We start from the raw sequence: 20,842 nt of genomic DNA, 5'->3' as shown, positions 1-20,842 counted from the left end.
TACAATTTGAAATTTTCGATGGATACGAGAAGTATTGTGTTGTTTCCCATCCTCGGTTGTGACTGTTAAGCCGTTTAGCCCAGTATAGTCAATTTCTGTTTTCCAACCATTTCCAACATCCCGATATTTCAAGACTTTGGTAGAATCAAGAATGCGACCATACCCAGAATTTCCACTTGAAGAAGCGATATAGCTTGTAGTCAATTCTTTAGCGCCAGAAGCACTAGATTTTACGTTAGCATTTGGATTGGCAGCAGCAAGGCTCAGAGCTTGCAAGACTACTTCTTTTGTGTACCCTTCAGTTTTGGTCTTAGACTGAAGTTCATTGTATTTCTTCTGCCATTCTGCTTGTGCTTTCTTAGCCTGGTCATAAGATTGTTGGTTTTGTTTCCCAATTTGCTTCGCTTCATCGGCTGAAGAAACTTCTTGAGTTTTAGAGGTTAAGAGTACACCAGAGTTTTTCAAATCTGTTGATTTACGATCAGCATCTTGGTTGACTTGATCACTAGCATTCTTCTTCTCTGTATAGGCAGCCATGAGAGCTTTGTTAAGTTCCACCTTGCCTTTAGCTGTTACAATAGCCTGCTCATTTTGTTTCTTCAATGCTTCTACTTCTGCAACTGAAGAGACCGTACGTGTAACGATTTCAACGTCAACCTTTTCTTTCTTCAGCTGTTCAGATGCGCTTTCTACCGCTTTGTTTAGAGCAGTAGCTTGTTCAACAGTAGCATCATACTTAGCTTTTTCACCCAGGTAGGTTGAGACAGCTTGCTGGTTTTCTTCTAAGACTTTCTTAGCTGTTTTAGTAGCTTGCTTGTTTTTGTCAGCAGTTCCATCCGTGGCAGTCGAACCATCATTCGTCACTGTGACAGTTGTTGCCCCTTCATGCTTGGCTTTTTCATCAGCTACAAATTGATTGTTAGCGTGAATAGCTTCCTGTGCTTCATTGAAGGCTGTATTGTTTTCGACTTGTTTTACAGTCGTTTCTTCAAGTGCCTTGACCTGTTTGTCTTGATCTTGTTTAATCTCAGACTTAGACTGTTCTAGTTTTGGAGCAGTGGTATCCGTTCCTTTATCAACAATCTTAGTTTCAGAAACGTTCACCCCTGCTTCTTTTGCTTTTTCAGCAGCCTTTGTGACTGCTCCATTATCAATCACTACAGACTGGCTTCCTGTTGTTTTACCAGCTTGTGTAGCGTATGCGTTGTTGTCGTTTTTGCTTTCAGGCTGTACTGCTTCATCCGCAAATGCTGAACCTGCAGAGAAGACTATAAACCCAGCAATTGCAATACCTGATGCTAAACCTTTAGCCCATTTTTTCTTACGGAAATATCCGTGTCCTTTTGTTTTTTCTGTCATATTTCTTTCTCCTTCACTTAATTAAAATAATTTCTTCTTGTAGAAGTAGCCAACCGCTGTAAACAACATTCCACCAATTGCAGCTAGGAAACTTTTTTCTGTTCCTGTGTTTGGCAAAGTCACCATTTTACCATCTGCAGTTGAAACACTGATGGTCTTGTCTTCATTCGTAACACCTCCAAGCGCTTCAGGAGCAACTACAGAACCATCTTCAAGGACAAGATTCCCGTTTTGAGTGCTGACAATGGAATCACCTGTGCTGGTTTGAACAGGTGCTTTTGTCACATCATGAACCACCTGACCTGTTGAGCTTGAAGTGGTTCCAATTTGTGACTTCCCTTGCTGGTTCGCTTGATCAGTAGTTTTTGGCTTTTCATCCAGAACACCATCTAAGCTACCTGCGTTATCCTTATCTTGCGCCTTATCTGAAGGCGCTGGTTTATCAGCTGGCACTCCGTCAAGACTTCCTGCGTTGTCTTTGTCTTGTGGTTTATCTGATGGTGTCGGAACACCATAGAGACTACCTGCATTATCCTTGTCTTGCGCCTTATCTGAAGGTGCTGGTTTATCAGCTGGCACTCCGTCAAGGCTTCCTGCGTTATCCTTGTCTGAGGGAGCTGTTGGATCAACTGGAGTAACTGAAGGCTCTGTTGACTGATTTGCTGGAGCCTCTGTTTCTGTTGAAGCACTTGGCACTGTTGGCGTAACCACTTCCGTTGTTGGAGCAGAAGAATCAATTGGCGCAAGTTCGTCTGCCGATGCAAATCCGCCAGCTTGTAAAAGTACGAGTGTTGATAGCGCGAGTGTAGCTAATACTTGTTTCTTGTTCATTGTGATTTTTCCTTTTCTAATTTTTAAGATAATTTGATTCTTTTGGTTCTGTTTCTACAACAAATCCATATTTTGAAGAATCAGAAGCTTTTACATCAAAAGTTAATCTAACGCTAGATGATTTATCCCCTCTTTTGACAGACAGGATATAGGAAACCGTATATCTTTGAGTTTCTGAATCATAATTCAATTTCTCTAAAATAACGGACTGTAAAATTCCTTCTTTTGGTTTAGTAAATTTTGCATCACCTTCAGAAAGAAAATCTACTAGGTTTTCTTTTTTGCCCGAGTAATAAGAAGGTAAGAAATAACGGCTAAAGACATCAACTTCATTTTTCGTTGAAATGATAAGTTGAGTATTTTTTTGTTCCTGATATAAGAAATTTACTTTTTCTGACTGGTTTGACAGTTGAGCGAAAGCAAAAAATACGCAAATGATATTTATTACTGACAACACTCCCAAAACACCTAAGAATAGATAAAATTTCTTCAGAGAAACTGACTGGTTTTGAGATACGGGAGACACAACATCTGTTTGATCCCTTGCATTTGGAACAGCTGGTAGGCGATTGGGTTGTGAAACAGCCATCGTCTCACCTTCAGCTGGGAAAAGAGGAAGAGAAGAATCAGACAACCCCATACTTTGTTTATATACAGGATAAATCTGGTTTTCAAAATACTCCCTTTTTTCTTGATAGCTGTAATTTGCAAATTCAGATCGAGTAAGTATCGCTTGAATGAGGGGAAGCAAGAGGTTTTCATAGTCTTCAGTAATCAGAAATGGACTAGCGTAAACCTCTCCTTCTGTTACCACGTTTTTCCCTTCCAGATGGGCGATTGCCACTTTTTTCAGCTGAAACTGACCATACGCTTGTTTCAACTCTCTAAATAACAACTCGGCCTGTTGAAATGTTAGGTAGGATAAACTTTTTGAAATCGGTTGAGAAAAATCAGAAAGATGATTCAATCCCTCAATGATATCAAGTAATTCACTATCATCTTCTGGACCTCTTCCATCTTCCCAGGAGATTTCTAAAAATAGATCATCTGTAATCGTACAGCAACCTTTATTAAAGAGTGAAAAAGCCATAAATCACCACCCCTTAACTTTTCACGAAATCAAAAATCCATTCAATAATACTTGGTCCCGCTGAAACACCAATAATTGCAATTGCAATAGACACCCAATTTTTTTTCATTGAGGCTTTTAACTCCCGTCCACCAAACGCATAAATGAGCGAAGTGACAACGGCAGCTAGACCAAATAGCGCAACACTGACTAGCTGAACTTTTGTAATTCCTTGTCTTGCCAAGTTATCCGACTTAGCAAATGGATCGTCCGCATAGACTGTAGATCCTGTTAGGAATAGGGAAAGGCTCAATAAAAACATCTGTGATTTTGTTTTTACTTGCTGAAGTTGTCTTGTCAAATAGTTTTTCATAGAAATCCTCCTTCGTTTTTTTGACAACGTTAGTATAATAGATAATTGAAAAAAATTTTTTAAAGGGACAATCATTTTTTTAAGGTGAATTTTAAGAAAATAATGCTTCACCAAATGACGTTTTTTCAGCTTCGACATCGAATAATATTTTTCTTTTATCTTCACGATGGTGTTCATCTGGCGAATCACCTTCTACCCAAAGATGAAAATGATACTCTTGGTTGTGATCAGATAAGTTCAGAAACTCTTTAGAAATTAAAGGGAGAACCTTATGTTTAATCACTCTTTCCAGTGGTCGTGCACCATCTTTTATATTTGTTCCTACATCCAATAAATAAGTAACCAAACTTTCTTCATAAGAAAGAGTCAACCTTTGATTCTTCATTCTTTCTTCGATTTCTGATAGATGTTTGACAATAATTTCCTTATTCACTTCCTCGTCTAACATGTTGAAAATCAATTTATATTCAATTCGATTGAGAAATTCTGGTCTGAACCTAGTTTCTAACTCCAACGTCATGCTCTTTTCAAACTGAACTTTATCCCTGTCGGTTAGCTTTTTAAAATTCCCTTTTAATTCGTACTGCTTAATAATTTTTTGAGAACCAATATTCGTAGTAATAATAATAATCGTATTCTTAAAACTCACTTGCCTTCCAGTTGAATCAGTCAAACGTCCTGCATCAAGCACCTGCAAAAATAAATCTACAACTTCTGAGTGTGCTTTCTCCACTTCATCGATCAGGATAACGCTATAAGGTTTTTGTTTAACCTTCTCAGTCAATTGACCTTTCGTTCTAGTTTGACGATCGCCAATCAGCTTTGTAATATCTCCTTTTTGCTTATACTCAGACATATCAAAACGAATGATTGCCTCCTCATCATCAAACATCCCCTCTGCCAGTGCCAGGGCAAGCTCTGTTTTCCCAACTCCTGAAGTGCCTAGAAACATGAAGGAAGATAGGGGCTTTCTTTGATCCTGTAAACCAGCTTGTGCAACAGTTATAGCGTTCACAACAGCATCTACAGCCTCATCTTGGCCTTTAACACGTCGTGATAGCTTTTCTTTTAAACCATCTAGCCTTTCCTTGTCACCTTTCAAAATCGTCGTGACAGGAATACCTGTTTTATTTTTCAGCACCTCTGCAATTTCTTGCTTCCTGACATAGCCTAATCCATTTGTAGAACAAATTGTCGCTGCTTCATCTATTAAGTCAAAGGCTTTATCAGGTAAAAATTGATCAGGTATGTAGCGAACAGATAGAAGTACAGCTTGTTTTACAGCGTCGGAACTAATAGACACCTGGTGAAATTTTTCATAAATAGTTTTAGCTTGTTCAAGAATTTCAATCGCTTGAGTAGTTGTCGGTTCAGAAACCATAATTGGCTGCATCCTTCGCTCTAGCGCTCGGTCCGTTTCGATATATTCATGAAATTCATCTAAAGTAGTTGCGCCAATCAATTGAATCTCACCACGTGACAAAACTGGCTTAATAATATTTCCAGCATCCAGAGCCCCTTTATCTGAACCTCCAGCACCAACAATTGTATGAATTTCATCAATAAAGAGAAGGTTTTCTCCTTTGGTTTCTACCATCTCCTCAATAATTTTTTTAAACTTAACAATAAATCCTCCATCCTCATCTGACATTAAACTAGATAATTCCAAAGATCGCACTGTCAAGTTTTTTAATTTTGGAGATACCTGGTTTCGTAAAATGGCCAAAGCAAATCCTTCAACAATGGCTGTTTTACCAACTCCAGCTTCTCCCACTAAAATTGGATTGTTCTTGGTTCTCCTGAGAAGAGAGGTCTGAACAGCTTCTACTTCTTTATCACGTCCGTACACCTGATAATCTTCTGCTTTTTTTGAAACTTTTTCTGTCAAATTATCTGTATAACGATCTAAATAGGGTGTTTTTTTCTTTTCTTCAGTAGTCACACTTAATCACCTCTTTCTTTTACTTCTTTGATTTGAAGAGTGAGCTTATCTTTTATCGCATCCACAAATTCTCTTGGATTAATTTTCCCTTCTCCTATCTGAGATAGAAACATTTCCCAGCCTCCTGTTGTCCCTGGATCAGAAAACTCATTGTCATAGAGATAATTGATAAGTAGATAGGCTTTGTTGGTAGGCGTTAGTTGACCTGTTTTTTTATCTTTAACAACATAACCCTTACTTTGAATTTTTTTAATGATTTCTCCTCTAGTGGCTTGTGTTCCCAAGCCATATTTAGGAAATATTTGGCCAATCAATTGGCTTTCTGTTAATCTTTTGGGTGGTTTTGTTTCACCCTCTATAATCTGAACTTTCGTCTCAATTTTATCTCCCACTTGATAATCAGGAACTTCAACAGGACCTCGTACCTTTCGTGAACTCCATTCAGCCCATCCCAACTTATGAAGCGTTCTACCCTTTGTTTTAAAAACAAAACCATTATTTTCTACTTCAATTGTTTTGGTTGAATAATAACAATCATCCGCAAACATCAAGATTGCCTGCTTCACAACTGCTTCATAAATCAGTCGTTGGTCAGTTTTTAAATTTGAAAGGTTTGGAACTTTTTCAGTCGGAATCAAGGCTGAGTGGCTTGTACCAGATACTTTTTCATCATTAACATAATCTTCTCTAGGCTCCAAAAACGCTGGCTGAAAATGACAATTAATGGCCCTTTGATAGACAGATAGATTTTCTTTTAAATCATCAAATTCAAAGTGACTGATGTATTCTGAGTCTGGTCGTGGATAGGAGAGAAAACCTTTCAAATACAGTCCCTCTACAATACTCTCTGTTTTACTTGAGTCAAATTTCCAGGCGCTTGCTGCAAAACTTTGTAATGCAGACAAGGTAAATAGTTGTGGAGCGGATTTCTGATGTTTTTCTACCTCAACTGAAGAAACAACAGAGGTGGTTGATAATCCCCTTGAAGAGGCTAAAATAGCTTCACTATCTTTAGTTTTATCTTTGGTCGTAAAGAACACCCCATTTTTCTTATCCTCCAGCTGAAGCTTCCAATATTTTTCTGGAGTAAAGTTGCGGATCTCTAAATCATTCTCACAAACTAGTCTGACCGCTGGTGTTTGAACTCGGCCAACCGATAGATGGCTACCTTTTGCTCGAGGGAGTTGTCCTCTTGCTTGAAGATCAATCGTTGCAAGAGGAGATAAGTTCATACCTACCAACCAATCACTTTGTGCACGTGCTTCAGCTTCTAAATAGTAATTATAGGTTTCTGAAGGTTCCTTCAATTCCTGAAAAGCTTTTTGAAGAGCTTTCTTGGTCAAGGAGCTTGCCCAAAGCCGTTTCCAAATTTTCTCCTTGCCTCCTGGTATGTGCGATAAAATAGAGTACGCAATCCGCTCCCCTTCTCTATCAGCATCCGTCCCAATAATCACTTGATCCGCTGCTACCACTTCATCATAGATTCTCTTAAATTTTTCTCTCGAATCTTTGTCCTCTTTCAGATGTTGCTTAAATGAAACATTTGTAAGAGGTAATTTATCAAGCGACCAATTGTCTGGTTCACTATATTCAAATAGGTGCCCTTCAGCAGCCACCACATGTACTTCAGCTGGAAAATAGGGTGAATGCCTAATGACATAGACACCTTTCTTTTTACTAAATTGTCCCAAAGCTGTAGCGTAAGCTTCTGCCTGTTTCTCTTTTTCAGCCAGAATAACTATAACCATATCATTCTCCTTCTACTTCATTTTCTGTCATTGTAAGCTATAATTAAAAAATCTTTTGTAAAGGGACATCAACAAAAAATAGAGTGAGTTGGTATCAAAAAACAGCACATAAAGTTATATAACTTTATACACAAAAAAGAGGCTCTTAAAGAGCGCTCTTTCTAGACTTTAAGCCCCTTCTTTGGGCTTTGGATAAAATTTTGATTTTGTACCACCTGTCTGTTTAACTGGTAAGGCTTTGTATGTTGTTCAACACTTTTTACAATTTTTGAAACTGTTCCATGAATACGTTTCATAGATTGCGCTAGTTGTTGATCATCAAGAGAGGTCAAATTATTAGTCCAAATTGCCATATAGCGAATGGCTTTCTCAGAGGTATCTAACCCAAAGTGCTTAGAAACGAGATAACTTGTCATCTCAGCTTCAAGTTCTCTACGATCTTTTGAGACATCTTCCTTATAGGAGTTAGCAAATTTAGGATTATGTAGACTAGCATGCGCCAACTCGTGAATGGTGGTTGCAACCACTTCTCCAGGAGTATTATCTGGATTCAAAAGTATCTTTTGTTCATCTGGATAAAAAGATCCTTTCGCACTTCTCAACTCTTTTGCATCGTCTTGATAGATTGTTACTCCAATATTCTTAGCATAGTCTGAAAGTCCTTCAAGCACCTCTTTTGTACGAATATGATCCATATTAAAGTTATAGTGACGATTTGGCATCGCTTTTGGATAAAATTCAGGCTTCAAGGTTGTTTGGGACAACTCAAATACTTTATACGTAGCGAATTTAGCTAAACCTGTGTTTGAATCTCTTTCCTGGAAGAAGCGAGATTTCAATTTTCCTTCTTTCTTTAAAGCCTTTTCTTCAGGTGTCGCTTCAGAAAGTCTTTTATATTTTGGATTACCTTTTCCATTTTTTACCTGGTTCCCATTTTCATCCAATACAGGAATCATTTCAACCATCATAGGTCTAAACAAGGTAATATGTGATTTTTCTCCAGTCTTAACCGAAAGATTGTTATGGACAACTTCTCTTGTTCGACCTGTCTTTTTATTGGTATAGGTATTTCTCGTTTCTAATACCTGATCTGAAGTAATCCCAAGAACTTCCCCCATCGATTGCCATTGATTATAGGTTGCGACTGCATTCGCTCCTGGCCACTGTTCCTGAATCAATGCTACATTTCTAGGTGAGAGCTCTGGAAACTTACTCATAAAATTCAGATACTCTTCTAACCGTTCTGGTGTTTCTGTGTACTCTCTCACTTTTTGAAAAGCAACCTCACTCAATTCATGAGGCGTTAAACTAGCATAATCAATACTACTTGAGTTTACTTTAGGAGTCTCCAAATTCGAAATAGGTTCCTCTTTCAGAATCTCCTCTACACGCTGAAGCAAATTATTTTTAGTTTCTTGCTTAGAAGATTGAAAAGTTACCGTTTCTCTTGTATCAAGAGTTTGACCTGTTTCTTCTGTTAATCGAGCTGATTCATTTGCTTCCTGGGAAATTTCCTTATTCACCTCTCTATTTTCCAGCTGAGAAAGAATTTCTTCATCCATCGATGCTAGTTCAGATTGACCGTTGAGTCGACGATATCCTAATCCTAGCATTTGTGAAATTGGTGTGGTCTCATCTCCAATATCATATCGAATTCCCTCTTTGATCACTTCACCACCTGGAGCATAGACATCAAACTTAATTTTGGTAGGAGGGATATAGCCTTCAGTATTGCCTGCTGTTACTTGTTTCATTCCTTCTTGATGAATTGGATAAAAGTCCTGATTGGCCTTATATAGCTCCCTAGCGAAATCTTGATAAGATATCAGCTCTGTCTCTTTAAATGGCAATATAGGGCCTTCTGGGCGTTCCTCAGACCATTGAAGGCGTACATGGTAGTTTTCCTTATAGATATGATCTTGTATCCATTCTTTATAAAAATCTGAATTTGTATCTAGGAGATGATCTTCACCAGCTGCAGCAACAATCTGATCAAATTTATCATTGTACTGTTTCGCATAGTCAAGATACTGATTCCATGCCTGATGAAATTCTTCTGGAGTTTTTGAGATGTCACTAGGCACGCCTAAATTATAGACAGTATCTAAGACTTGAGTAAACTTATTCGCATCAAGTAGGGAGTTATTCAGTGTATTCTCTGGAGCTGGTGGTTCAGGTTCTTCAGAAACCTCCTCATACTGCTTATTTTTTAAGATAGATAACATTTCCTCGCCACCATCTTTAACATATTCCTCATTAATCGATAGCTGTTCAATCTGGCCATCACGTTCACGGAATACGCCAAGAATAGGTGTTTTATCTACCGTCTCCAGTTCCTTGGTAAGTTTTGTCCGAGACTTAAAAACTGATATTGGAATATAGTTTTCTTCCTCTAACTCTTTGAATAACAAGATAATATCTTTATCATCAGACTTTATAAGACTATCAAAACGTCCATCATATCGCCTAAGATCAGTTAAATCATCAAAATAGAAAGATGTACTTTCTGTTGCTACTGAAAGATCTGATAAGACCTTTAGTTTGTCAAAAGCTGCATCATTATTAGCCAATAAAATATTATCAAAATGCCCATTTCCTTCTGCAAAATCATGTAAAGTTTTCTCGGGTGTCTGCCCCAATGCAATTGGTTTAATTCCTGTTAGGTGCATGAAGTGCTTTTCTTCAAAATGAACTTGTACAGTCTTATCAGGGGTAACATAATAAATCTTTGAGTTGGCCAACTCATCCAAATAATACTGTGCTGCATTTTGCAAAGCTAGTCGACGGATTGGACGATTCAATTTAGTTAATTCATCTAAAGAAATAGAGTGATAGTAGCCATCGTTACTTGACTGAAACTCTTCATTTATGGTAAAATAAAGTAAATGAGAGGATGTCGTAGGACGACTGGTAACAGAGCGTTCAAAGGTGCCAGCTTTTGGTACGGGTGTGGGACTGCCTTCAGCTTCGGGCTGTAAAGACCCCAGACTACCACTGGTCCTCTCGTTTTTTTGTTGCTCAAAAATCATATCTAGCTCTTGAGATTTCTCAGGGGCTTTTTCTTTTTCTTCTGAAGCTTCCATTATCTTAATAGGATGAGTCTCAAGACGTGATATCAAGTTATCCAATAATTCTCGATTTAAAACCACTTCTCCTTCTTGTTCTTCCAAATAGTGGAACAATGTGTTTGGTGTTGTCACAAAACCATGGGCGAAGTCTCTTGTTCCCGATTCAATCAATGGATACTCCAGCATTCGCTCAACCGATTGTGATAGATTATCAAGGGTCCTTTCACCAAAATAGACGCCGAAACTGTCACTTGAGAGGCTTTCTATCTGCTTGTTAGTATTGTAGGCTGCTATTGCAAGTTCACCAATAAATCGGGTTGAAATATCTACTCCCAAAGTTCTCTGATGAGGTTTCAATGCTTGATACAAGGAATCTTGCTCAGGAGTCCCTTTTTTCTTGTATAAATCAGTCGTTTGATCATCAAGAGAGGTCAAAAGTGAATGAATAGGAGACAACACTTCCATTCGTTTAGCGTTGAGGTATTTAGTAGGATGGCTATTTCCTAACTTCGCAAAGACATCATATAGATAGAAATCTGGGGCAAATTCAATTGATAATTCTCCAGATTGAATCCGATTATTTAAACTCTTTGTTAATGCTTCGTTTTCCTGTTTTACCTCTTCATAGCTCATCAATCTCACAGCATTCTCCTCTGTATTGACAATAGATTCTTGATTTTCTGGAGTTTGTTTTTCTTCAACCATCTCATCTATATTAGTCGGATCAATGACGACTGTTTTTTTATTTTCTATCGAAAACGTGAGATTGTCCCAATTTTTTCTAACCACCCTGCTTCGCCTTGATTTTTTTCAATAGGCTCTGGTTGTGGTGAGATTGTTTTTTCCTGATTCGAGGGCGTTAATCCTACATTTTCTTGCCCTTGTTTGGCAAGTAATTCATCCACCTTCAGTCTTTCCTCATCTGTTTTCGGATGATACTTAGTTTGTGAAGATAATTGAAACTCTCCTTCTTCAGTCAACTCCAGGGCAACTCTTCGTAACCCTTTTACAAAATACGTATTTGGTTGTTTTTGCCACTGATTCACTAAGCCCTCATCAATTAAGGCCTGTGCTGCTGGTTGAATGCTCGTTTTACCCATTTGTTCAGATATAGCCTCAAGTCTAGTCAACTCTTTTTGATAGCGTTTGAGAGTAGCTTTGGTAAAGAACGACTCCCCACGCTTAGCTTTTTCTAACTCTTCACGGATTCTAGGTATATTTTGAACACTCATCTCCAGACCACTTCCCTGACGATTCAACCCCATTTCTTTCAAATGTTGTTGGTGCTCCAGGCGCTCTACTCGCTCTTCCTGTTGCCTAATCTCATCCATCTTTGAGAAGACTTGATCTTCTATTTGTTCTTGCTTACGTTTAAAGCTAGCACCTCCTCGCTTATCATTCATGGGTTGCCCATTTGTTAGCGCTTGGTGGGAATAAGCCCTTGAAATAGCCTCGTCTTGTTCACCCCTTAGTCGTTCCAATTTTCGACGTGCCTGGGCAAGACGACTGTTGTCAGGCTTTTCTTCCTGTTGATTCTTTAGAACATCATTCCAGTCCGTTTTATCTTGTCCTGGTTTTAGTTCTGGTAGATCTGAATTGATAACAGCTCCTTTTGCCTCCAATTCTTGAATGAATGTTCTACCTGCTTTATCATTATCTAAAGCTAGAGTAATCAAATCCGCATTTTTCCCATCTTCGAAAAAGTGATGATCAATAGCTACTTGAAGTCCGTCCGCTAATTGTTCAGGTGTCCATCTTAGTGGTTTTCCTGAAATTTCTGCTTGAATTTGAGATAGATGACGGCCTATAGTTGATTCTTTCAAACCATTCATAGAAACTAATCTGACGTCCTGAAGACTATCTTTGTGCAATTCATAGTAGGACATTAAATCAATTGGACTCTCAGTGAAAATCAATCGTTTTGGACTGCCAATATCAACATGAATACCTGTCATAGGATCGGAGTTTTTCATAATCACTTTAGCATATCCATGTTTTGGCCACTTTTCCCAATTCTCCTGTATTCCCTGTAAAGAGGCTCCAACAACTTCACCTGAAGAAGAAAGGGACTTGAATACAATAACTGGCTCAATCGCATTTGTTGAATTTCCGCCATTACCCTCCGCAAAGTAGTCAAGTTTGGCATTAGCCTGAGCTAAAACACCCTGTTCCAAAAAATAATCAATCGTTTCATCGGATAACCCACGTTGATTTCGTAAGTAGTCTCGTCCAGCTGATAATGGCTGCTCGTATTTCTCAAGATAGTATTTAAAATCTTCTTGAGGCCTTTCAACCAGTTGAAACTCTTTAAAATTTCCATCATTTAAAAAATCTACAGATTGGTTAAAATCCACTTCCTTTATCGTTTCAACTAAAGAAATCGCATCTCCTCCTGTATTTCTGGAGAACCATTTCCATAAATTCTTATCAGGCGATATAACTAGGCTATCATGTTCTTTCCATCGATAGTCTCGTCCAGATCGAACCAGCTCCATCTGGAGCTCGTTTGCAACATCCAAAATATCTCTAGAACGTGCAAATTCAACACGTTCTCTACGACTTTTCCCACGTCTTGATTCTTGTTCTGTCATATAAAATCTCCTTAAAATCCTTCATACTGTGGTTTGTACGGCTCTTTCTCTTCTTGTAGAAATGTTTCTGGATCTAAGTGAACCAATTCCCCTACTGAAAAAGATTCAAATAGCTCAGAATTTTCCTTAAAATCTAGAACCATTTCTAAATCAGAATTTCTTCCTTGACCCTCAAAATGTACTTGCTTGTTATCGGCATTCATTGCCGTAATTAACCATTCGGCTGAAAAGTCAAAGTCTTCAACTGCAACATCTGGAAATAATAGCTTCATTTTTCTTCTCCTTTCTCTTTTTATCTTTCTATTCTATGCAATAACCAAGAAATTCCAGTTAAAGGGACAATAGATTTCCATTTTCAACAAAAAAAGCCATTGCTTTTACAATGACTCTTATATACTTTGTCCTTTTTCCTCAAGTTCTTGTCTCTCATCACTTCTCTCACGTTCCATGAGGGCTTTTTTATTTGCACGTTGGGCCCTTTGAAGAGAATTGGTCAAATTTCTCATGAAATCTGTATTGATGATTGCTTTACCTTGGGATTGTTGGACGTTTTTTCTTTGCAGGTTCTTCCTTTCTTGCATTTTATGTGAAACAGCTTGAGCTAACTGACTTTTCTGATCGCTTTCTTCCTCTGGCAATATTTTTTGATAGAGTGATTTGAGTTCAGAAAATCCTTTCGCATTCTCCTGTTTTAATTTTTGAATAATCGCTTGATCAGTCGTTTGTGAAATTTCCTTGTTTCGGCCGTAAATCTGATGTTTCAGCTGAAAAATTGAGATATGGGTCTGTAGCTCTTCTATATAGCTATCTTTCGTAACAGGATAGCCCTTTAGAATAGTCAGCACTCCTTCATCTTGAAGAGGTTGAACTGCCTCTAATTCCCTCTTCAGACGTTTAATAGGTGCTTGAATTGCTAACGAATCAGCCTTTTCTACTGAAAAGGAAACACTATCTTCAAACTGGTTAGCAAGAGATTGTTTTAGAGATTGGTCTGCTTCACCTAGTTTATAATTTGGAGTCAGTTGCAATTCAGTCAGCTGCAGTCTTTGAAGAATCTCCTTCTTTTTTAATTCAACAAATGGCTTATCCGTTTCAAGTGGTTGTATTTGATCAAAAAGAGTTTTACGAACTAATAAACTACTTTGTTTTTCCTCCAATAAACTCAATTTTAAAGCATAGCGAAATGTTCCTAGCTCCTGGCGCTCTTTTAATGATCGATCACTTTTCTTTTTAGCTGCTTCTACAAGATCTTTCAAATCAGCTGAAGAAAATAGCGACAAGTCCCTTAAACTAAGTTGCTTCTGTAGTAAGTCTTCTTTCATCTGACTTACATCATAAACTAATTCCGTAACAAATTCAGGTTTACCCAAACCTGTTCCGTGTTTATCATAAGCAGCATAGACTGGTTTTGTGATTTCAAGAGGTTTCGCCCCATCTTTTAGATCATAACCCAGTTTTTTCCAGGCATCTAGTGTTTTGATAACACTTGCATTGGGATCCTGGGCTAAAATTAATTTTTGATTCTTTACTGAGAAATTGGCCAAATTTTTTTCCAGCCGAACGTCAGCTATTTCAGGAGCATGCTCACGAAATAGGTGCAAGATTCTATTTGCTAATCGTTCTCTCAGCTCTTTTTCTCGATTCGCTATTAATTGCTGCAGATGATAGCCTGCAGCCTCCTGTTGTGTTTTCTCAACACGACCATCAAGTTTCCGAATCTTTTCGTAGGTTGATTTTTTTCCAGCCGAATAAGCTCCTCTATAGGTCTCTAGGAAGTCCTTCGTTTCTTTCAGAAATTCTTGATAGAGCTCCTTCCCATCATTTTCTAAATAGGAATCCAGATAGCGATCCAGGAAGAATTTACTGACTGCAAAATCTTTTGCATTTGAGCCATAGCGCCATTTTTTATCCATAGGCAAATGATTATAAGCCTGCTCCAAAAAATTTTTTTCAGCTGAAGAACGCACCATCTGATCTCTAAATACAGAATTGATCAACTCACTTCTGATATTGGCCAATATCTGTTCTCGTCGAACAATCATTCCTCTAGTCTGTTCATTCAACAGGCCATGAAAAACATCACTTTTAAAACGTTCAATGGTTTTCTGGGAAAAGTTACCTCTATATTCCATTCGTCCACGAGGCCTATAGAAAAATTTTTTTCTTGCAGACTCGACTTCTGATAAACCAAAATGCACATGAATATTATCCGTATTCAAGTGAATGTTAGCCCACCAAAATGATGAATCAGATAAGCCTTCTTTTTCAATCAATCTTGGCAATGCTTCACGTATGACCGACTTGATAGCTTGCTGATCGACTTTCCCAGTTTCGAGATCATATAATCCCTCCTTGGCCAAAAAATCATTATCAAAAGAGATAACACCCTGCCATAGAAGAGAGCCATTTTGATAAGCCTGTTCTAACTTACTTTTCAATTCAGTTACTTTGCTACGCTGCAAGTAATTGGCTTCTTCTGTAAAAATCGCTGTCATCTCTTCATTTTGGTTTTCAGTAGCATAAGAGCGATTCATGTAATCAATGTATTCCTGAAAATTTAGTTTCGTTTCTGGAACTTCAGCTTGAATTTTTTGTAGTTCATCTTCAGTTAGAGACTCGATATTTTGTCTGTGTGTTTCTAAATTTAATTCATTATCAACCTCAACAGCTTCGTCTCTATTAGTGTAGTCTACAAAGCCACTATTTGCTTCAGTGTATTGCAGCATGAAGGTAATACTTGGACTAGAAGATACGTTCATTATTTTCCTCTCTTTGAATTAAAATAATCCATTTTTCCTTAAAAGAGCGTAGTCTTTTAATAACGGTTGTAATTCTTCAGGTTCAACTTGAAAATCATTGATCCACCGTCCTGATTGAGAAATATGTAATTCCTTTTGTTCTTCAACAAATTGCATGGGGATCAATAAAATATTTGGTTTTTCTAACTCTGAACCACTTTCTCGTTCTAAAAAGCCGACAATAAAATCTTGATTTCCTTTTGTCCTCAATTGCCAGTGATGGGAGTTCCCATTTTTCCTTTTATATAATGAGCTATATTTTACATCAATCGTTAGACCATCTAGCCAAAAATCATATACTGGATTATTTTTCTTGAAATACTTATTCGCATCCGTTGCATCTGGAACATACTTTTGAAAAAGCTCCTCGGCCATTCCCCCGAGCTTAGCTGTCCTAGAACCATACTGAATTTTATCTTGAATTTTAAGGCAGCCACTCTTAATTAATTTCAAATGAGCTATATGAGTAGGCAACCCTGACTGTTTCACCGCTTCATGAAAATCTCCTGTTTCTAAATAGATCTCAACAACATCTACCATTTACTGTACCTCAATGAGAATGTTTGATTGTTTGACCACGTGCAATATCTTCTTGAATGACATCATTAATTCTTGCCATTAATTCATGCTGTGTAGGATCCAATCGTGAATGAATAGATTCCAATTCTTGAACATCAAAATCATCTTTCGTAATAGCATGAAAGTTGGTTAGTGTTAAATAGAGAATTTGATCAAGTTGACGATGAATTGCCTTGTTGTCATTTCCAGAATCAAAGGCATCCCCCAAATTTTTTTCCAGCTGAGTCAGTCGCTCATAGAAATTTTTTCCTTCTCCTAATTCAATAAAGAGTTTATAAAAAACTTCAATCAAAGTGACAAGCGTTGCTGAATTATTTCGATATTGTTTCTGCAAAGCAGACGATTCTTTCAAGTAGGATTTTATTTCCTTAAATTTTTCATGTGTTTCTTCGCTAAAATATAAGCTAAGTCTTGGATTCATTTTTCCCTCCTCAATTTTTCTGAGATGATCCTGTCAAATAATTGATTTTGTATCCTGGTTGAATATTAAAGATATATACATCAAATGAGATCTCATCATCTTCAATACTCTGCGCTTCCATACGAACTCCTCTAGCAACTAATTCCACATTTCTAAATATAGGAGTTACTCGATAGCGGACATGGTGGTTCGTATTTTTTAGGTAGTTAGCAATTTTATTTTCATAGTAGACCATTGATGATTGTTCATCTTCAAAATTTGCATTTAAAGCACGTGTACCTGTAAATAAATTTTTAGCATTCGCATTCTCTCCACTTAATTGAAAACCGATTAAGTGAGAACGATTATATAAATAATCTTCTTTCCCGTTGAAAATTATTTTTTTATTTTTCCATCCTGTGGGTGTGACAGACGAAATAGATTCTCTATCTTCAGTTGGCATCAAATCTTTTCCCAACATCGCTTCAGCAATTCCTACACGATTTAAAAAATCTAGATCAGAATATTTTTCCCAGCTGCCATTTTCTAAACTCAATTCGCTTTTTGTAAATTGTGATTTTTCATTGACGACAATCACCTGATTTTTTCCATCATACTCCTTCGATTTCAAATCATCATTTTTCAGAGTAGAATTCAAATTTGAGTCGGAATTTTTTTCTTCAGCTGAATCAGCTATGTTCAATTGAGTCGGGATATCATTTTGTGTCAAGCCAGATTTGATAGCATTAAAATTGTTAGGTTGCACGATAAAGATTGCAAGAAAAATGAGAATGATGAACAGAGATTTATTCTTCTTCATTTTTAAATACCACCTGACCGTCGTTCAGCTTCAAGTGCAGATACATCATCCATAAAATGTAACCAATTTGTAGTTAGATCATTTACAATATCTTGTTTAACATTTAAAGCTGAAAGAGAAATTTCATTCTTCAACATCAATTCTAAAATCTGACTTTGTTGTCCTTTGATATCAGATAATGTTTCCGCAAATTGGTTATTGTACAAATTCAATCCGTCATTCATTACGATATTTTGAACTTGCGATAACATAAACTCATTAAAGCTTGGATAGTTATATTTTTTGGAAATATCTCGAAGTTGTTCAAACATATCATCAGGTATATTTCTGATTTTGATTTCTTTAGTCATCACTTTCCACCTCTCCTTCATACTCTAACCAACGTGAAATATGATCGCCATAACGATTCATTTTTTCTTCAAATTCAGATAGTATCCTGGTCTGTTTTTTCATTTGTTCCAGAACATGGTCAGAAGCTAATTTCATATTTTCCAAATGAGCAACATACAAATCTTGAGCACGATTAAATTTTCCGTACTCAATTTTTTCACGACAGATTGAGAGCAGAAAATCATTAAATGACTTAGCTTTATTTTTTTCTGCGAGTGCTTTTAGATAATTAATTTCATCATCAGTAAGCCCTCTAATCTCAATTCGATTTTGTTTTATATTTGCCATTATTTCAAATTTTCCTTTCTAAAAAACAGCGCCCTTCTTTTTTCTTTTGTCGAAGCAAAAGCAAAAAGAAGCAAAAAAGAAAACTTCAACCTCGCAACATCACGAACCGTGTCGGTTCTATTTTTGCGGTTTTTCAACACACTAACACACACAGAGGGACTAAGGTCCTTTTTAGGTGTGTTGTGTTAGAAAAGAGCATAAGGGAAACTGTCCCCACGAAGCGTGTGGAGTTGATAGTATCAACGTTTCCGGTACCGGTAATTTTCTCGGTTTCACCTACTTACACACACATTCTATACTTACCTTTACACACTTTATAGGTGTTATACTTACACTGTTTTTCTTCTTTACATACTTTTACTTACACCATTTTTGACTTCATTCGGAAGTGCAAAACTCAAAAATTAAGACTGATTTTCAGCTGGAAAGTTTCCTTCTTCACGATTTTTCTTCGCTGCTAAACGTTGTTCTTTTTCATCTTCTTTGATGAGGTTTAATTCCATTTTTAACTCTTCAAGAATTGATTCATACGACTGATTTTTATTTTTCTTCAATTTAATTTGAACATAAATTTTACCAATTTGTTTTTGAAGATTCTCTTCCGCTTCTTTACGTTCCTTTTCTAAAAGGACAACTTTTTTCCTTGCTTCTTCTAGTTGATTATCAATTTTTGTTAAATCATTTTTGGCCATGATTACTTCTCCTTTTTCTAATTTCGTATTTCTTAATTCCTTAATTTATTTCCTGCAAAGCTGGCAATTTTTTCTTTTATAATTTGGAAGTTGCTCCACAAATCGCCATCTAATTTTTTCAAATCAATCACATAAACTTCATGATCATTGTTCTTGATAGTTAGTGTAAAAGAACGTTCATCAATTTTAATTTCCTGTAGAACGAGGTACATTGAAGAAAACATTTCTCCTTTATACCCTGGATTACTATGATAGGTTATTCCATATTCATCAATATCAAGCACAACCCACTTCTGTTTTCTAATCAAACCTTTTGTACTTGTGAAAACAGTACGATGCTTTCTAACTGGTTGATTTTCCTTTGGCGCTAATTTAAGTTGTTCTTTCATTTTTCTGCCTTTCTTTTTTTGATTGATTCTAGTATAAGAGATAACTGAAAAAAATTTTTTAAAGGGACAATCATAAAAAATAAATCCCCTTAATTCAAAAATTAAGGAGATTTTTGACTGCTACTTGTTCGTAAACACAAACTCGGCTTTCATAAAAAATGCACTCTTTTTACTTATAATTGATTATGAACGAAAGAAATTCGTTCATGATATTGGAAAACTTTTTAAAGTCTTCTGAAGTTATTTCTACAAATTTTAATAACCTTTGATAACCATCGGGCTGTAAAGTTATCAAAGCGATAACTATCATCCCTAATATTCCTAAACCAATAAAGGCTAAATTAAACAATTCAACATCTTCTTTATCCATTTTAAATCGCATTTTTACCACTCCTGCATTACAACATCATAATTCAATCCCCAAATCGTAGATAACTTTTATCCCAATTTATCAGTTTCTTTTACCATTTTAATTAAATTTTTTTACCTCACTTTAATTCATTTCTACAGTTTCAATAGGGTTTGAAAATTCAAATGTTCCATCTTTGACTGCCTGTTTTTTCTTGTCCAAAGATTCTAATTTAGCCTTCAACTTTTCAATGTTTTTATAAGCTGTTTCGATGGTTCTATTCTTCGTTTCAATGTTTGTATCCAGCGTAGCAATATTCTTTTGATTGGCTTCGAGATCATCACCCGTTAGATATTTTGCTTCTGCTTGAAGACTCGCTTTTCGTGAGTTATCATCTTCAATAGATTCCTTCAATTGAGAAATTGATGTCGTCAATTTTTGAGACTGTTCATTCTGGAAATTGATCTCTTTTTCGATTTCCTGAAGAGTAAATTCTTCTCTGGAGACAACTTCAATAGCTTTGATTTCAAGCTGAGGATTTTGAGGAGTTACAAAGAATTGTACAGTGTCCTCTTCTCCAGATTTCTTCTGAGAAACCTTTTTAGAATCACTGGATGGCGATGAAATATTCACATCAATTGAGCTAGAAGAGACTGTCTGATTCGTCACATCGATCGCAAATGCTCCAAAATTTTTCGGAACTCCTTTAATAATAACTGATACTTTATTATCAATGATTGGCACAACATCCATCTCTATTTTTGAGTCTTTATGTTGCGCATAGAGTTTCCATTTTAATCGTTTGGCATCGATGCCCCGATCTATCGAAGTCGTAGCATCTTTCGTCTCAAATTGTAAAACAATAATTCCAGTATCTGGTGAATATTCCTGGCTGACCAGTTTCATCTCACCACTGCCATTCGCAAAAATTTGCTTTGTTTTGAGTTGTTCTGAGGTATATGTTTGTCTTTGTGGTGAGAAAATCGCTCCCATCAAAAGACTCAACCAGGTCACAAACAACATTGAGAAAATGACTAGTTTTCTCTTAATAATATTCTCTTGAAACCAAACTTTAGTCTTAATAAATGGCTTCAAAATTGGGCTAGATTTTATCTTTTCAATCCAGCGCTTAAATATTTCAATTAAAGTAAACATT

At 36.7% G+C, this 20,842-nt stretch carries 17 protein-coding genes and 2 pseudogenes; all 19 read right to left on the bottom strand.

The features are described 5' to 3' along the window. Nucleotides 1-1,359: pseudogene (locus tag ACIY19_RS07790) on the bottom strand (glucan-binding protein C); the annotation flags it as partial. A gap of 21 nt (nt 1,360-1,380) precedes the next feature. After that, nucleotides 1,381-2,190, bottom strand: a complete 810-nt coding sequence (locus tag ACIY19_RS07785; protein WP_409003116.1) for an LPXTG cell wall anchor domain-containing protein — start codon at nt 2,188-2,190, stop codon at nt 1,381-1,383. A 16-nt stretch (nt 2,191-2,206) separates the two neighbouring features. After that, on the bottom strand, nt 2,207-3,280 hold the full coding sequence (locus ACIY19_RS07780; RefSeq protein WP_409003115.1) for a hypothetical protein: 1,074 nt from the start codon (nt 3,278-3,280) through the stop codon (nt 2,207-2,209). Nucleotides 3,281-3,293: 13 nt separating this feature from the next. Then, a complete protein-coding gene (locus ACIY19_RS07775) occupies nt 3,294-3,632 on the bottom strand; it encodes a hypothetical protein (RefSeq protein ID WP_000800858.1) in 339 nt (112 codons plus the stop codon). Between the two features lie 91 nt (nt 3,633-3,723). After that, nucleotides 3,724-5,574 (bottom strand): AAA family ATPase, encoded by a 1,851-nt coding sequence (locus ACIY19_RS07770; protein ID WP_409003114.1) that lies wholly within the window; start codon nt 5,572-5,574, stop codon nt 3,724-3,726. A gap of 2 nt (nt 5,575-5,576) precedes the next feature. After that, entirely contained in the window at nt 5,577-7,322 is a 1,746-nt protein-coding gene (locus tag ACIY19_RS07765) for a type IA DNA topoisomerase (RefSeq protein ID WP_409003113.1), read from the bottom strand. A gap of 161 nt (nt 7,323-7,483) precedes the next feature. Continuing rightward, nucleotides 7,484-10,351, bottom strand: a complete 2,868-nt coding sequence (locus tag ACIY19_RS07760; RefSeq protein ID WP_409003118.1) for a PBECR4 domain-containing protein — start codon at nt 10,349-10,351, stop codon at nt 7,484-7,486. A gap of 1,556 nt (nt 10,352-11,907) precedes the next feature. Beyond that, nucleotides 11,908-12,981: pseudogene (locus ACIY19_RS07755) on the bottom strand (CHC2 zinc finger domain-containing protein); the annotation flags it as partial. An 11-nt stretch (nt 12,982-12,992) separates the two neighbouring features. Next, a complete protein-coding gene (locus ACIY19_RS07750) occupies nt 12,993-13,253 on the bottom strand; it encodes a hypothetical protein (RefSeq protein WP_409003112.1) in 261 nt (86 codons plus the stop codon). A gap of 117 nt (nt 13,254-13,370) precedes the next feature. Continuing rightward, nucleotides 13,371-15,740 (bottom strand): MobP2 family relaxase, encoded by a 2,370-nt coding sequence (gene mobP2, locus ACIY19_RS07745; protein ID WP_409003111.1) that lies wholly within the window; start codon nt 15,738-15,740, stop codon nt 13,371-13,373. Nucleotides 15,741-15,758: 18 nt separating this feature from the next. Beyond that, nucleotides 15,759-16,319, bottom strand: coding sequence for a hypothetical protein (locus ACIY19_RS07740; RefSeq protein WP_409003110.1), 561 nt, complete (start codon nt 16,317-16,319; stop codon nt 15,759-15,761). A gap of 10 nt (nt 16,320-16,329) precedes the next feature. Next, nucleotides 16,330-16,779 (bottom strand): hypothetical protein, encoded by a 450-nt coding sequence (locus tag ACIY19_RS07735; protein WP_044021397.1) that lies wholly within the window; start codon nt 16,777-16,779, stop codon nt 16,330-16,332. 10 nt (nt 16,780-16,789) lie between these two features. Beyond that, the gene (locus ACIY19_RS07730) at nt 16,790-17,578 is read right to left on the bottom strand and encodes a DNA/RNA non-specific endonuclease (protein WP_409003109.1); all 789 of its coding nucleotides are present in this window, start codon (nt 17,576-17,578) and stop codon (nt 16,790-16,792) included. 2 nt (nt 17,579-17,580) lie between these two features. Then, entirely contained in the window at nt 17,581-17,928 is a 348-nt protein-coding gene (locus tag ACIY19_RS07725) for a hypothetical protein (RefSeq protein ID WP_409003108.1), read from the bottom strand. Beyond that, entirely contained in the window at nt 17,921-18,256 is a 336-nt protein-coding gene (locus ACIY19_RS07720) for a hypothetical protein (RefSeq protein ID WP_049493995.1), read from the bottom strand. The genes ACIY19_RS07725 and ACIY19_RS07720 overlap by 8 nt, the downstream gene beginning before the upstream one ends. A 404-nt stretch (nt 18,257-18,660) precedes the next feature. After that, complete coding sequence (locus ACIY19_RS07715) at nt 18,661-18,948, bottom strand: hypothetical protein (protein WP_042902909.1); 288 nt, start codon at nt 18,946-18,948, stop codon at nt 18,661-18,663. 32 nt (nt 18,949-18,980) lie between these two features. Further along, complete coding sequence (locus ACIY19_RS07710) at nt 18,981-19,337, bottom strand: hypothetical protein (protein WP_042902910.1); 357 nt, start codon at nt 19,335-19,337, stop codon at nt 18,981-18,983. 169 nt (nt 19,338-19,506) lie between these two features. Next, nucleotides 19,507-19,719 carry a hypothetical protein gene (locus tag ACIY19_RS07705; RefSeq protein ID WP_231071301.1) on the bottom strand — a complete coding sequence of 71 codons (213 nt, stop codon included), beginning with the start codon at nt 19,717-19,719 and terminating at the stop codon, nt 19,507-19,509. Between the two features lie 111 nt (nt 19,720-19,830). Beyond that, complete coding sequence (locus ACIY19_RS07700; RefSeq protein ID WP_061420423.1) at nt 19,831-20,841, bottom strand: hypothetical protein; 1,011 nt, start codon at nt 20,839-20,841, stop codon at nt 19,831-19,833. Nucleotide 20,842 lies beyond the last annotated feature (1 nt).

This window comes from Streptococcus sp. ST14, assembly GCF_046098195.1.
GTDB lineage: Bacteria > Bacillota > Bacilli > Lactobacillales > Streptococcaceae > Streptococcus.
Note: the sequence above shows the minus strand (reverse complement) of the source record. Positions and strands in the feature narration are given on the sequence as shown.

What these genes read in the sequence shown, in the direction of transcription:
- ACIY19_RS07785 (WP_409003116.1), bottom strand. Translation starts at nt 2,190, where the DNA reads ATGAACAAGAAACAAGTATTAGCTACACTCGCGCTATCAACACTCGTA.
- ACIY19_RS07780 (WP_409003115.1), bottom strand. Translation starts at nt 3,280, where the DNA reads ATGGCTTTTTCACTCTTTAATAAAGGTTGCTGTACGATTACAGATGAT.
- ACIY19_RS07775 (WP_000800858.1), bottom strand. Translation starts at nt 3,632, where the DNA reads ATGAAAAACTATTTGACAAGACAACTTCAGCAAGTAAAAACAAAATCA.
- ACIY19_RS07765 (WP_409003113.1), bottom strand. Translation starts at nt 7,322, where the DNA reads ATGGTTATAGTTATTCTGGCTGAAAAAGAGAAACAGGCAGAAGCTTAC.
- ACIY19_RS07760 (WP_409003118.1), bottom strand. Translation starts at nt 10,351, where the DNA reads ATGATTTTTGAGCAACAAAAAAACGAGAGGACCAGTGGTAGTCTGGGG.
- ACIY19_RS07750 (WP_409003112.1), bottom strand. Translation starts at nt 13,253, where the DNA reads ATGAAGCTATTATTTCCAGATGTTGCAGTTGAAGACTTTGACTTTTCA.
- mobP2 (WP_409003111.1), bottom strand. Translation starts at nt 15,740, where the DNA reads ATGAACGTATCTTCTAGTCCAAGTATTACCTTCATGCTGCAATACACT.
- ACIY19_RS07740 (WP_409003110.1), bottom strand. Translation starts at nt 16,319, where the DNA reads ATGGTAGATGTTGTTGAGATCTATTTAGAAACAGGAGATTTTCATGAA.
- ACIY19_RS07735 (WP_044021397.1), bottom strand. Translation starts at nt 16,779, where the DNA reads ATGAATCCAAGACTTAGCTTATATTTTAGCGAAGAAACACATGAAAAA.
- ACIY19_RS07730 (WP_409003109.1), bottom strand. Translation starts at nt 17,578, where the DNA reads ATGAAGAAGAATAAATCTCTGTTCATCATTCTCATTTTTCTTGCAATC.
- ACIY19_RS07725 (WP_409003108.1), bottom strand. Translation starts at nt 17,928, where the DNA reads ATGACTAAAGAAATCAAAATCAGAAATATACCTGATGATATGTTTGAA.
- ACIY19_RS07720 (WP_049493995.1), bottom strand. Translation starts at nt 18,256, where the DNA reads ATGGCAAATATAAAACAAAATCGAATTGAGATTAGAGGGCTTACTGAT.
- ACIY19_RS07715 (WP_042902909.1), bottom strand. Translation starts at nt 18,948, where the DNA reads ATGGCCAAAAATGATTTAACAAAAATTGATAATCAACTAGAAGAAGCA.
- ACIY19_RS07710 (WP_042902910.1), bottom strand. Translation starts at nt 19,337, where the DNA reads ATGAAAGAACAACTTAAATTAGCGCCAAAGGAAAATCAACCAGTTAGA.
- ACIY19_RS07705 (WP_231071301.1), bottom strand. Translation starts at nt 19,719, where the DNA reads ATGCGATTTAAAATGGATAAAGAAGATGTTGAATTGTTTAATTTAGCC.
- ACIY19_RS07700 (WP_061420423.1), bottom strand. Translation starts at nt 20,841, where the DNA reads ATGTTTACTTTAATTGAAATATTTAAGCGCTGGATTGAAAAGATAAAA.